Source organism: Rhodoferax sp. LS1P39, assembly GCF_056521425.1.
In genome coordinates, this window is the sequence record NZ_JBWMAV010000007.1 from 28,122 (window position 1) to 40,372 (window position 12,251).

The 12,251-nt window shown below is 62.1% G+C and carries 12 protein-coding genes; 7 read left to right on the forward strand and 5 right to left on the reverse strand.

Features of this window, described 5'->3' with window-relative positions:
- Positions 1 to 14: 14 nt before the first annotated feature.
- Positions 15 to 1,124, reverse strand: coding sequence for an ABC transporter substrate-binding protein (locus AC097O_RS12905; protein ID WP_479593214.1), 1,110 nt, complete (start codon positions 1,122 to 1,124; stop codon positions 15 to 17).
- Positions 1,125 to 1,452: 328 nt separating this feature from the next.
- Between AC097O_RS12905 and AC097O_RS12910 the strand changes: the two genes are divergently transcribed.
- From AC097O_RS12910 to miaB, 6 genes are all read left to right on the forward strand, one after another.
- A complete protein-coding gene (locus AC097O_RS12910) occupies positions 1,453 to 2,244 on the forward strand; it encodes a sterol desaturase family protein (RefSeq protein WP_479593215.1) in 792 nt (263 codons plus the stop codon).
- Positions 2,225 to 3,082 carry a fatty acid desaturase gene (locus tag AC097O_RS12915; RefSeq protein ID WP_479593216.1) on the forward strand — a complete coding sequence of 286 codons (858 nt, stop codon included), beginning with the start codon at positions 2,225 to 2,227 and terminating at the stop codon, positions 3,080 to 3,082. The genes AC097O_RS12910 and AC097O_RS12915 overlap by 20 nt, the downstream gene beginning before the upstream one ends.
- Positions 3,082 to 4,983: an iron-containing redox enzyme family protein gene (locus AC097O_RS12920; protein WP_479593217.1), complete on the forward strand. Its 1,902-nt coding sequence runs from the start codon at positions 3,082 to 3,084 to the stop codon at positions 4,981 to 4,983. Before AC097O_RS12915 ends, AC097O_RS12920 begins: the two co-directional genes overlap by 1 nt.
- Positions 4,980 to 5,852, forward strand: a complete 873-nt coding sequence (locus AC097O_RS12925; RefSeq protein WP_479593218.1) for a DUF6999 family protein — start codon at positions 4,980 to 4,982, stop codon at positions 5,850 to 5,852. The genes AC097O_RS12920 and AC097O_RS12925 overlap by 4 nt, the downstream gene beginning before the upstream one ends.
- A 61-nt stretch (positions 5,853 to 5,913) precedes the next feature.
- Positions 5,914 to 6,315 carry a hypothetical protein gene (locus AC097O_RS12930; protein WP_479593219.1) on the forward strand — a complete coding sequence of 134 codons (402 nt, stop codon included), beginning with the start codon at positions 5,914 to 5,916 and terminating at the stop codon, positions 6,313 to 6,315.
- A gap of 48 nt (positions 6,316 to 6,363) precedes the next feature.
- Positions 6,364 to 7,701 carry a tRNA (N6-isopentenyl adenosine(37)-C2)-methylthiotransferase MiaB gene (gene miaB / locus AC097O_RS12935; RefSeq protein ID WP_479593220.1) on the forward strand — a complete coding sequence of 446 codons (1,338 nt, stop codon included), beginning with the start codon at positions 6,364 to 6,366 and terminating at the stop codon, positions 7,699 to 7,701.
- 192 nt (positions 7,702 to 7,893) lie between these two features.
- Here miaB and AC097O_RS12940 read toward each other — a convergent pair whose 3' ends face one another.
- From AC097O_RS12940 to AC097O_RS12955, 4 genes are all read right to left on the reverse strand, one after another.
- Positions 7,894 to 8,775, reverse strand: a complete 882-nt coding sequence (locus tag AC097O_RS12940) for a hypothetical protein (RefSeq protein ID WP_479593221.1) — start codon at positions 8,773 to 8,775, stop codon at positions 7,894 to 7,896.
- 241 nt (positions 8,776 to 9,016) lie between these two features.
- Positions 9,017 to 9,790 (reverse strand): hypothetical protein, encoded by a 774-nt coding sequence (locus tag AC097O_RS12945; protein WP_479593222.1) that lies wholly within the window; start codon positions 9,788 to 9,790, stop codon positions 9,017 to 9,019.
- Between the two features lie 36 nt (positions 9,791 to 9,826).
- Positions 9,827 to 10,501, reverse strand: coding sequence for a TetR/AcrR family transcriptional regulator (locus AC097O_RS12950; RefSeq protein WP_479593223.1), 675 nt, complete (start codon positions 10,499 to 10,501; stop codon positions 9,827 to 9,829).
- Positions 10,502 to 10,564: 63 nt separating this feature from the next.
- Positions 10,565 to 11,026, reverse strand: a complete 462-nt coding sequence (locus AC097O_RS12955) for a phasin family protein (protein WP_479593224.1) — start codon at positions 11,024 to 11,026, stop codon at positions 10,565 to 10,567.
- Between the two features lie 157 nt (positions 11,027 to 11,183).
- Here AC097O_RS12955 and rfbB point away from each other — a divergent pair, with 157 nt between their 5' ends.
- On the forward strand, positions 11,184 to 12,251 hold the full coding sequence (rfbB, locus tag AC097O_RS12960) for a dTDP-glucose 4,6-dehydratase (protein ID WP_479593225.1): 1,068 nt from the start codon (positions 11,184 to 11,186) through the stop codon (positions 12,249 to 12,251).

A 12,251-nucleotide genomic window follows, 5' to 3' on the forward strand; every position in this document is an offset into this window, starting at 1 on the left:
GAAGAGGCGCGGCTTTACTTCGCTACGTTGGCGCCCACCACCGCATCCCACTGCTTGGTGATGGCCTCTTTGGAGGCGTTTTGCTGGTCCAGCGTGGGGAATACAGCGCGGGCATAGCCGTCAGCCGGCGGCAGTTTGTCCAGCATAGCCTTGGGGAACTTGTTCTTGGCCACCATGTCGGCAAAACGGATGGGATGGCAGTAGCCATCGAGCCAACCCGTCTGGCCTTCATCGGAGTACAAAAACTCCATCCACAGCTTGGCGGCATTGGGGTGGGGTGCATACGCGCTGATGGCCTGCACATACACGCCTGCCACCACACCGGTCTTGGGCACCACTACGGCCACCTTGGGGTTGCCCTTGAGCGCGTCGCGGTCGGCCAGTGCGTTGTAGTCCCAACGGATGATGATGGGTGTTGTGCCTTGCGCCAGCGATGCGGCCTTGCCAGTCACGGGCACAAAGTTGCCCGCCTTGTTCATGTCGGCAAAATACTTCAAACCCGCCGCACTGATGGATGCCGGGTCTTTGCCGCCCATGGCCACACCTGCGGCATACACCCCCTGGATGGCCTGTGAGGAAGTACGCGGATCACCGGCCAGGGCGACCGAATTTTTGTACTCGGGCTTGAGCAGGTCGCTCCAGTCGGCTGGCACTTTGCTGATCAGGTCGGTATTGACCTCGAAGGCCAGCACGCCGTAGTAGTCACCGTACCAGTAGCCATCGGCATCCTTGGAGTCGGCGGGAATGGTGTCCCAGGTGGCGACTTTGTAGGGTTGCAGCAACCCGGCGGCTTTGGCCTGCGGGCCAAACGATAAGCCCACATCGATCACGTCGGGGGCTTGCGGGCCCTTGTTGTCCTTGTTGGCCTTGATAGCCTCCAACTCGTCGCCCGAACCGGCATCGGGGTTCAGTTCATTGACCTTGAGGCCGTACTTGGCCTTGAAGGTTTTGATCAGATTGCCGTAGCCGCACCAGGAATTGGCCAGCGCAATCACAGTCAGTTGGCCTTCTGCCTTGGCCGCTGCAATCAACTGGGCCGATTGGGCCGATGCATTCTGTGCACCACCCAATGCCGCAGAAACAGCTGCGGAGACGGCAAGAACCTTGAACATTTGACGATGCATATCACTTCCTTTTTGAGATGTCGGTAATCCGAAGAAGACACATTGGGCAGATGAAAGATCAGGGTTCTGCAAACGTCTACACAAGCGCATCCGTTTGCAAATACCCAGCCTGGGCTGGCGGCATGAAGGCAGAAAATACGCCTGGTACTCCCCGATTGCATACTACTGCCAGCCCTGTGCTTGCACAATCGTAGTGACGATATATGACCACTTTGCGACCATTTTGTGACACTAGCAATTTACAAGCCAACGACACCGCCCGCTGTACCTGCCTGGAGTGCTACAGTAAACTGAGCACCACACTGCCCTATCTTTTTGCCTGCCATCGATGCGCGACACCATTCTTCACCTGAGCTGGGCCCAGATCATGCTGTGGGGCTGCGGTTTTTTCGGCGTGCTGTACCTGGGCACCGGTGCGTTGAACCTGTTCATCGTGCGCCATCTCATGCCCCGCTGGGGCCGCGGCGGCCCGCTGGACCCGCGCCCCACCAGCCCCGGACAAACCGCCCGTGAGCTCCGGCAATCGGCCATCGCCATCCTGCTGTTTGGCGTGGGCAGCGTCGTGCCCTGGGGCTTTTTGCAACTCGGCTGGGCCCACCTGTCCATGGGTGCGAGTGGCTGGCAAATCGCGCTGGAAATTGGCGTATTGGTGGTGTGGAACGAAGTGCACTTCTACGCCAACCACTGGCTGCTGCACCGGCCCTGGTTGCGCCAGTTTCACCTGGTGCACCACCGCTCGGTGGTGGTCACGCCCTGGTCTAGCTACTGCTTTCACCCGGTGGAGGCGATGATGCTGGGCAATGTGATTCTGTTGCCCATGCTGGTGCATGACTTCAACGTGTGGTCGCTGCTGGCGGTGCCGGTGTTCAGCATTGTGTTCAACAACATCGGCCACTCCAATTACGACTTTTTGCCCGATGCCGACCACGACCGCTGGTGGCTCAACGGGGCCCGCCGCCACCACCTGCACCACGCCTGCTACCAGGGCAACTTTGGCTTTATGTTTCCGTTCATGGACCGGCTGTGCGGCACGGCGCTGCCGCCGGATGCGGCCCAAGGTCATATTGCCCGCCACCAAGCCCAGAATCACAAGAACAAGCATGCTGCGCCACCCGCGTGACTGGCAGTCGCTGCTGTACCTGCTGGCCCTGCCCGCGCTGGTGGTGTGGCAGTGGCGCTATGGCATCCATTGGTGGCTCTACCTGCCGATGCTGTTTTTGACCCTGGGCATCAGCGTGGTGCACCATAACCACGCGCACCTGAAGATGTGGCGCAGCCGGGGGTTGAACCGTGCTACCGACCTGTGGCTGACCTTGCTGCAAGGCCACCCCGGCTTTGTGTTCCACGCCACCCACAACGCCAACCACCACCGTTACCACCACGGCCCAAAGGACGCTGCGCGCACCTACCGCTTTGGCGGCGACCACAACCACCTGGCGGGCTATCTGCTGCATCCCCTGCAAGCCACCTGGGCGCTGTACCCGCTGTTTGTGCGCTGGCTGCTGAAGTTGCGTCGGCGCGCGCCGGGGGCGTTTCGCTACTGCCTGTTGCAGTACCTGCTGGTCGCTGCACTCTGGGGCGGGCTGGCGCTGCTGGATTGGCAGAAGTGGCTGCTGCTGGTGTTGCTGCCGCAACTGCACGGCCTGCACTGGCTGCTGGCCACCAACTACCTGCAGCACGCGCATGCCGATGGCTATTCCAAAACCGATTTCGCCCGCAATTTCGAGGGCGCGCTGAACCCGCTGTTGTTCAACATCGGCCTGCACACCGCCCACCACCAGCAGGGCCGCGCGCACTGGTCTACCCTGCCCGCTTTGCACACCCAAGTGCGCCGCCAGGTCCACCCGCGTCTCAATTGCGGCGGGCTGCTGCCGTATATGTTCACCACCTTTGTGCTGGGCCTGCTGCTGCCGCGTTACCGCAGCCAGCCACTCATGCCATCCCACAAGATCACCTGATGCCCACCCGTTTTAACCACGTCTACATCGAATCCGCAGGTTCTTTCTTGCCCGGCGCGCCCATCGCCAACGACGAGATGGATGCCTACATCGCGCCGCTGAACCGCATCTCCAGCCGCATCAAGGCCCGCATCCTGGCCGAGAACGGCATCCAGTCGCGCCATTACGCGATAGACACCGAGGGCCGCACGACCATATCCCACGCCCAGATGGCCGCCGCCGCCGTGCGCGACTGCCTGGGCCAGGCGGGAGCCAACATCGCCGATGTGTCGCTGCTCAGCGTGGGCTCATCCGGTGGCGACGCGCTGATGCCCGGCTTTGCCAACATGGTGCAGGGCGAAATGGGCGCGCCACCCATGGGCACGCTGTCCAGCCAGGGCGTGTGCGCGGCGGGGGTCACCGCCATCCTGCACGCCGCGCAGGGCATCGAGCTGGGCGCGCACCAGAAGGCACTGGCGGTGGCGGCAGAGATGCCCTCGCGCATGTTCAAGCGCAGCCGCTTTGGCCCGCGCGGCTACCAGAGCGACTTCGATGCGCATTTTTTGCGCTGGATGCTGTCGGACGGCGCAGGCGCGCTGCTGCTGGGTAACAGTACGCAGGGCCTGCACACGCCGCAAGGCCGCGCCAAGGTGCGCCTCAAGCTCCATTGGGTACACCAGCAAAGCTTTGCAGGCGACTACCCGGTGTGCATGCAACTGGGCCTGAGCGAAGACCGCAGCACCTCCTTCCTCGACTACCCCAGCGCCAGCGAGGCCGAGGCCGCCGGGGCCATGTCGCTGCGCCAGGACATCCGCCTGCTGCCGCACTTGTTCGACGTGTGTATCCACGAGTACGTGAAACTGGTGGACGCGGGCTGGGTGCAGTCCAGCGAGATTGACCACTTTCTGTGCCACTACTCGTCGGAAAAATTTATGCCCGTGGTGGCCGACCTGCTGGCCAAGGCCGGGCTGACGATTCCGCCTGAGCGCTGGTACAACAACCTGCGCACGCGGGGCAACACCGGGGCGGCATCGATATTCATCATGCTGGCCGAGTTCATCGCCACCCGCACCCTGAAGCCGGGCGAAAAAATTCTCTGCTTCATCCCCGAATCGGGCCGCATCAGCGCCGCCTACATGCTGCTGGAGGTGGAGGCGGCGGATGCACCCGCCACGCAGACGGTTACGGCGCCTATCGCACAACAGCCCCCCACCATCGCCGCCCCGCACGACCCGCAAGTTGCCCCGCCCACGCTGCAACCGCTGCTCACCGCCCTGGCCAGCATCTGGCACGGCTACCGCTCGGACGTATGGCGCAGCCCGGTCATCCACAAGCTGGTGGCGGGGCAGTTTGGCGTGGGGGATTACCGTAATTGGACAGCGCAGTGGGTGCCCCAGGTGCGCCAGGGCAGCCAGTGGATGCGCAAGGCCGTGGCCTCGCTCACGGGGCCCTTTGCCGAACTGGGCGCGCTGATAGAGACCCATGCCAGCGACGAGCAGGACGACTTTCACATCCTCTACGGCGACTACCTGGCCGCAGGTGGCACGCAGCCGCTGGATGCCTTGGCCCGCAACCCCGGCGGCGAGGCACTCAACAGCTACCTGCATGCCCTGGCCGCCACAGAGAACCCGCTGGGCCTGCTGGGTGCCATCTACATCATCGAGGGCACGGGCCAGCGCATCGTGCCCGCCCTGTTGCCACTGCTGCGCCAGCAGGTCAAGCTGCCGCCCAGCGCGTTTCGTTTTCTGGAATACCACGGAGCCAATGACGAGCACCACCTGGCCCGCTGGCTGGCAGCGATAGAAATCACCCTGGCGCTGGACCCGCGCGCAGCCGATGCCATCCTGCAAACCGCCCGCCACACGGCCCAGCTGTACCTGATGCAGTTTGAACACATCGCCCGAACTTCACATTCCCAATGAAACGCCTGCCCGACCTGCTCGCCCGCGACCACGACCCTTCTGACCCCAGCCCCTGGCTGGCGCTGTACCTGGACCAAAGCACGCCCCTGCCCGACCACGTGAAGCAGGCTTGGCTGGAGGATTCGAGTTCGGCATCCCGCCAATTCCTGCTGCCCTTTGTGCGGCCCCTGGCGCGCACCTGCATCGTGCTGATCCAGGTGGTCAAAGCCTTCATGCCCAAGGGCTGGGCGGCATCGAAAATGCTGCACCAACTGCTGGCCGAGGGGCTCAAGCGCCTGGTCTCGCCCGAGGCCAACTGGCTGGTGATGCGCCACTTCCACATGGGCGGGCAGATCTTGGAGTTCATCGCCAAAAACGCCCCCACGCCGGTCGCCACCAACCCACTGCGGCCCCTGACGCTGGACGACCTGAAGGACGAGACCTTCCTCAAGCACGACCTGAACCTGTTCAACTTTGTGATCCGCCTGAACCAGACCCTGCGCGATGCCGGGCAGCGACTGCAGTTTGTAGAAAAGCCCGACTTCAGCATGGTGGTGGAGCCGCCATTAACGGTGGAGCAGTTCCCGCATGGCCGCTGGAACAAGGTAGACCTGCAAACCGCCATCGAGTGCTTCACCCCCATCTACCAGCTGTTTCTGACCGACAACGACTTCTGGCGCGCCGCCAATTCGCTGCAACTGGACGAAACCATTGGCATCTACACCGCCACCATCCTGAACGCGCCCGAGCACCTGATCCTGCTCAACAACAAGCACCCTCTCGTGCCGCTGAGCACGCTGCGCGCCGGGCACCGGCTGGTGGTGCACGGCCTGTCTACCGAGATGCTGCACGCGCTGCTGATGGAGCTGAAGGCGGCGCAGGCCAAGTAAAAGGCCCGTAGACTTAAAATCAGCCTCCCCCAGCCTCTGGATGTTTACCACGAACCGCTGTATGCCGACCCTGCCTCCCCATCGAAACGCTATATTTAATATAGCTGCTACCGCCCTATTAATAAGCGCTGTAGCTACTTTTTCCTTAAATCTGCACGCCCAGGAACGCAACTTCCCGGCCACCGCCCTGCGCGGCACGCTGGAGGTCACCGTGCCACCGCAGGTGCTGCTGGACGGCAAGACCGACCAGCTCTCGCCCGGTGCCCGCATCTACGGCAGCAACAACATGCTGGTGCTGTCGGGCAGCCTGGTGGGCCAGCCGAAGATGGCCGTCAACTACACCCGCGAGATCGGCGGCGCAGTGCACCAGGTGTGGCTGCTGACCGAAGCCGAGGCGGCAGTCAAACGCCCCACCGGTCCTAACGGCGCCAAGCCCTGGCGCTTCTTTGGCCTTTTCGATTGAACGCCAGCGGCTGGCCCGCTGCGCTGTCCTGCACTGAGAGTTTCCCCCATGTCTAAAAAAGTCTTTATCAAAACCTTCGGCTGCCAGATGAACGAGTACGACTCGGGCAAGATGGTCGATGTACTGCACGCCGCCCAGGGCTACGAGGCCACGCTGAATGTGGACGAGGCCGACCTGATCCTGTTCAACACCTGCTCGGTGCGCGAAAAGGCCCAAGAAAAAGTCTTCAGCGACCTAGGCCGCATCAAGCACCTGAAGAAAAAGGGCGTGCAGATCGGCGTGGGTGGCTGCGTGGCCAGCCAGGAGGGTGATGCCATCATCAAACGCGCGCCCTATGTGGACGTGGTGTTTGGCCCGCAAACCCTGCACCGCCTGCCCGAGCTGCTGAACCAGCGCCTGCTGCAAAGCCGCCCGCAGGTAGACATCAGCTTCCCCGAGATCGAAAAGTTCGACCACCTGCCGCCCGCGCGTGTCGAGGGCGCGTCGGCCTTCGTCAGCATCATGGAAGGCTGCTCCAAATACTGTAGCTACTGCGTGGTGCCCTACACGCGGGGCGAAGAAGTTTCACGCCCGTTTGAAGACGTGCTGGTGGAAGTGGCCGGGCTGGCCGACCAGGGCGTGAAAGAGGTGACCCTGCTGGGCCAAAACGTCAACGCTTACCGGGGTGTGATGGGTGATACCGCAGACATCGCCGACTTCGCCCTGCTGCTGGAATACGTGTCGGACATCCCCGGCATCGAGCGCATCCGCTACACCACCAGCCACCCGAACGAATTCACCCCGCGCCTGATCGCCGCCTACGCCACCCTACCCAAGCTGGTGAGCCACCTGCACCTGCCGGTACAGCACGGCAGCGACCGCATCCTCATGGCCATGAAGCGCGGCTACACCGCCATGGAATACAAGAGCACCGTGCGCAAGCTGCGCGCCATCCGCCCGGATATGGCCATGAGCAGCGACTTCATCGTCGGCTTCCCCGGCGAGACGGAAGACGACTTCCAGAAAATGATGAAGCTCATCCACGACGTGGAATACGACAACAGCTTCAGCTTCATCTTCAGCCCCCGCCCCGGCACCCCCGCCGCCAACCTGGCCGACGACACCCCCCACGCCGTCAAGCTGGCGCGCCTGCAGCACCTGCAAGGTGTGCTCAACGACAGCGTACGCGCCATTGCCGCCCGCCGCGTCGGCACCGTGCAGCGCATCCTGGTCGAAGGCCCCAGCAAACGCCCCAGCGCCGAAGGCCTGGAGCTGATGGGCCGCACCGAGTGCAACCGGGTGGTCAACTTCCAGGGCCAGCCCCGCCAGATAGGCCAGATGGTCGACGTGCGCGTGACCGAAGCCATGTCGTTCTCGCTGCGGGGTGAGGTGGTGGTGCAGGGCTGAGGGTTTGCTGCGCTGCAGCGGGTGGTTGCTATCGACGCGGTGGCGGATTGCCGGTGGCGCTGAAAGCACTACGGCGAATTAAGTGCTTATTTGGCCCCTGGCGCTTATAAGATGGGCGCAAGCAGCTATATTTTGGATAGCAATCATGACACCAAACCTAAAGGGAATGAACGTTAGCGGTAGCCGAATGTACTAGTGCAAGACTTGGCCCCGCGCTTCTTGTTCACGCCGCTCCTTAAGGGGTAGTTGTTGATGTGGTAAGAGTCGGTAAGGTTGGGCAGCTAGAAGTATGTAAGTCAGTCCTGGGCTCTCGCCCATGCCTTCCCAGAGCAAGATGGCTCCACGATCGGACACTGCGAAGATCCAAGGGCGAGTTGATTGAATATTCTGTAAGCTGTTTTTCTTGAACCAAGCGGGGCTCAGTCCTCGGCGATCACCTTGTCCATCGCAGCACGATAGCTTCAGACCCCAGTACTCAGTAACTTGAAAAAAATGTTCACCATAGCCGCGCAGCCGCTCCCAGCGGCCAATGTGGCGCGCAGCGGATACATGCGGCTCAAGGCTGGGGTCTACGTCCTGAAGACGGATGGGCTGAATGCTCTTTATAGGTATTACCGTTGCCTCGCGGTGCTGTAAGGAATACCAAGCAATGGACGGATGGGTTTTAAAAACGTTGGTATCCAATGCGTCGATTTCCTGATGGGTACTCAGCAGCAAGGTATTGGTTGTCAGCGTTTTGACGAGTGTTTCATCTTGCACGCCTTGCGCCAAGCTTTGGGCATCAAGCTGGACGGGCACTAAAAAAAGCTTCTGCCCACCCCCATCACTTGCTGTTTTTGTGGTGCTTAAGCGGTGATGCAGGTAAGCCTTGATGACATTCAACCTCAACTCTTCCGCTGCCAAGGAAGGGCATGCCTTGCCGCACGTGACCCGTTCATAGGCCTCGGCCAACTCGGTGCGATTTGACATGAATGCACCCAGTGCCGAACAAAGCGTCAGCACACTCATCCAAACCTTGATGGACCGCACAAACTTCGATTTAGTTGATTCGTTGAATACGGATTGCTTGCTCATGTTCGACTCACCATGGGGTGCCAGGGCCAGGCCTTGTAATAGCACATTCCACCATCGGCAATTTTCATCTCCCCTGCATGCATGAGGTCGTAAATGCTATCTATAAGGTAGCTGCTTGCGCCCATCTTATAAGCGCCAGAGTCCAAAATAGCACGCAACATTACGGGATCTGGCGCTGCAACATTGCAAAAACTAGTCCCTCCGCCCCCTGCTCGCAGCGCGGCGAGATGTTGGTGCGGGCCTAACCATCCAACTCCGACCGCGCCAGGGCAGCATCCAGGTGTTCCATGGCATCCAGCGGCGCGGCGGTGGCGGCTTGCTCGTACAGGCGGGTGGCCTCGGCCAGGCGCTGCTGGCCGTCCAGCATCAGCAGGGCGTTGGCGTATTCGACCATGGCGATGGCGGCACCGGGGGTGAGGTTCAGGGCTTCTTGCAGCAGCTTCAAGCCCACGTCTTTGCGCACACCGTAGGTCATGCTGCCAATCAATGCGCCCACTTTGTCGATCACCTCGGCATGGAACGCGCCCAGGGCGATATGGGCCCCGGCGTGCTTGGGCTCCAGGCGGATGGTGCGCTCCAGCGACTCCTTGACCTTGCCGCCAAGGCCCTGGGCCAGGGCCTTGGCCACGCTGATGCCCTGGCTGTAGCGGCTTAGCGCGTAGGCGTGCCAGTACCAGGCATTGGCGTTTTGCGGCTCTTCCTGGGCCTGGGCCTCGGCGCGGGCGGCCACTTCCAGGAACAGGTCGAGCCGCAGGCGCTCAAACGGCTCCAGGTAGGTGGCGTAGATGCAGGTGGCCTTATTGGCCAGGGTCAGCCCAGCACCGCCCAGGGCCAGCCCGGCAGCGGCGGCTTTCTGGAATTCGCCGTTGTGGAACAGCGCCCAGGCTTCGAGCAGGGGCGCATCTGCGGGCAAGGGCTCCGAGTCGCCCTGGTGCAGGCGGGTCCAGCCCAGGGCGGTGCTGGCGGCATCAAACGCGTAGGCCCCGGGGTGGGGAAAGGCGGTCCATAAAGACATGGTTCGTTTCCTCGTGGGCGGGCTTGCAGGGAAATGTCAACCGGCGGCGTTGGCAGCGGGTTGGGTGTAGGCAGACACCAGGTTCAGCAAATGCAGGCGCTGGCCCGGCTCCAGGTAAGGCAGCAGCAAGTTCAACACGTGGTGGGCACCGCGCAACAGGGCCACCTGGGCGCTTTCGCCTTCCAGCGCATGGCGCGGGTCGCGCACGTATTCGAAACTCAGCCAGTAAGTCAGCACCACCACCATGCTGGTAGCAGTGGGCTCGGCTTCGCGGCTGTCGATCTGCAATGCGCCCGACTGGGCCATGCCGTCCAGCAGCGCGCGGATGGCGCGGGTCTTGTGCTTGAGCACCGACTGGAAATGGGTTTCCAGGTGCCGGTTGTTGCTCAGCAGGTCGTTCAGGTCGCGGTACAAAAACCGGTGTTCCCAGATCAGCTCGAACAGGCTGTGCATGAAAAACCAGGCATCTTCTACGTCGCGCACGCCGTCGCTGGCGTTGAGCAGCTCGGTCAGGCCGCGCTCGTAGCGGTCAAACAGGGCGTTGATCAGCTCTTCTTTGGCGGGGTAGTGGTAGTACAGGTTGCCGGGGCTGATAGACAGCTCGGCCGAGATCAGGGTGGTGGAGACGTTGGGCTCGCCAAACCGGTTGAACAGATCCAGCGTTACTTCCAGAATGCGTTCGGCCGTGCGGCGCGGCGCTTTTTTCGCCATGGATGTCTTCCCCTGTGATGGAGCATCCACTCTACCTCACACGGCCGCGGTGGCTTACTAGGGTTACGCCTCGGGCTTGGTCGCGCGCTTGGCTTTGGCGGCGGGCTCTTGCTGGGCTACCAGCGTTTGCACCAGCTTGCTGAGCTCTTCGACCCGGGCCGTCAGCACCGCCACGTCCTGGGCCGAGGGCACGCCCAGCTTTTTGAGGGCTTTGGCGACGCGGTCTTCGAAGATGTTTTCCAGCTTGTCCCACTGGCCGGTGGCCCGCTCGGAGATGCCCTGGGCCATGCTGGTCATCTTGCTGGCAGCCTCGGCCAGCTTTTCTTCGGCCATGGCCTGCGACTTGGTCTGCATGCCGATGCCGTCCTTGACCAGGGCCTCAAAGACCTTGCTGCCTTCTTCCTGCGCCTTGGCAAATGCGCCCAGACCCGCCAACCAGATTTGCTGCGCCGAGTCTTTGACGCTGGGTTTGGCGGATGCGTTGGCGGTGGTGTCGTCGTCGGAAGGGCCGGTATTTTTATCCATGGCAGTCTCTTTAATGGGGATAGGGTCTTCCACTGTACGCAGTAGCGGGTGTGGCGTGTAGGTGGGGACTTCTAAACGAACCGATGGCTGTGGCCGTGTGGGCTAAACTTTAGCGCTACATGCGCTGCCCGCAGCGCTTTGCTTTACAAGGAATATCATGATTTTGGTGACTGGCGGCGCAGGTTTTATTGGCGCGAATTTTGTATTGGACTGGGTCGCACAGACGGGTGAGGCGGTGGTCAACCTCGACAAACTCACCTACGCCGGCAACCTGGAAAATCTGGCCAGCCTGCAAGCCGACTGCCGCCACATCTTCGCCCAGGGCGACATTGGCGACCACGCGCTAGTGGCATCCCTGCTGGCCCAGCACCAGCCACGTGCCGTGGTCAACTTTGCGGCCGAGTCGCACGTAGACCGCTCCATCCACAGCCCCGAGGCCTTCATCCAGACCAATGTGATGGGCACCTTCCAGCTGCTGGAAGCGGTGCGCGCCTACTGGGGCGGATTGCAAGGCGAGGCCAAAACCGACTTCCGCTTTCTGCACGTCTCCACCGACGAGGTTTACGGCTCGCTGGCCGCCACCGACCCGGCGTTCACGGAAAAAAACCAGTACGAGCCCAACAGCCCCTACTCGGCCAGCAAAGCCGCCAGCGACCACCTGGTGCGCGCCTACCACCACACCTACGGCTTGCCGGTGCTGACCACCAACTGCAGTAACAACTACGGCCCCTACCACTTCCCCGAGAAGCTGATTCCGCTGATGGTGGTCAACGCGCTGGCGGGCAAGTCCTTGCCCATTTATGGCGACGGCCAGCAGATACGCGACTGGCTCTACGTCAAAGACCACTGCAGCGCCATCCGCCGCGTGCTGGAGGCCGGGCGCCTGGGTGAAACCTACAACGTGGGCGGCTGGAACGAGATGCCCAACCTGGACATCGTGCACACCGTCTGCGGCCTGCTCGACACGCTGCGCCCACGTGCCGACGGCCAGAGCTACACCACGCAGATCACGTATGTCACCGACCGCCCCGGCCACGACCGCCGCTACGCCATCGACGCCAGCAAGATTGAGCGCGAACTGGGCTGGAAACCTGCCGAAACCTTCGCCACCGGCATCGCCAAAACCATTGCCTGGTACCTGGACAACCCCGAATGGGTGGCCCGGGTGCAAAGCGGTGCTTACCGCGACTGGGTCGATACGAATTACGCAGCCCGCGCCGCATGA

Coding starts and splice junctions, on each gene's coding strand:
- AC097O_RS12940 (WP_479593221.1), bottom strand. CDS start 8,775: ATGAGCAAGCAATCCGTATTCAACGAATCAACTAAATCGAAGTTTGTG.
- AC097O_RS12945 (WP_479593222.1), bottom strand. CDS start 9,790: ATGTCTTTATGGACCGCCTTTCCCCACCCCGGGGCCTACGCGTTTGAT.
- AC097O_RS12930 (WP_479593219.1), top strand. CDS start 5,914: ATGCCGACCCTGCCTCCCCATCGAAACGCTATATTTAATATAGCTGCT.
- rfbB (WP_479593225.1), top strand. CDS start 11,184: ATGATTTTGGTGACTGGCGGCGCAGGTTTTATTGGCGCGAATTTTGTA.
- AC097O_RS12915 (WP_479593216.1), top strand. CDS start 2,225: ATGCTGCGCCACCCGCGTGACTGGCAGTCGCTGCTGTACCTGCTGGCC.
- AC097O_RS12920 (WP_479593217.1), top strand. CDS start 3,082: ATGCCCACCCGTTTTAACCACGTCTACATCGAATCCGCAGGTTCTTTC.
- AC097O_RS12950 (WP_479593223.1), bottom strand. CDS start 10,501: ATGGCGAAAAAAGCGCCGCGCCGCACGGCCGAACGCATTCTGGAAGTA.
- AC097O_RS12910 (WP_479593215.1), top strand. CDS start 1,453: ATGCGCGACACCATTCTTCACCTGAGCTGGGCCCAGATCATGCTGTGG.
- AC097O_RS12905 (WP_479593214.1), bottom strand. CDS start 1,124: ATGCATCGTCAAATGTTCAAGGTTCTTGCCGTCTCCGCAGCTGTTTCT.
- miaB (WP_479593220.1), top strand. CDS start 6,364: ATGTCTAAAAAAGTCTTTATCAAAACCTTCGGCTGCCAGATGAACGAG.
- AC097O_RS12955 (WP_479593224.1), bottom strand. CDS start 11,026: ATGGATAAAAATACCGGCCCTTCCGACGACGACACCACCGCCAACGCA.
- AC097O_RS12925 (WP_479593218.1), top strand. CDS start 4,980: ATGAAACGCCTGCCCGACCTGCTCGCCCGCGACCACGACCCTTCTGAC.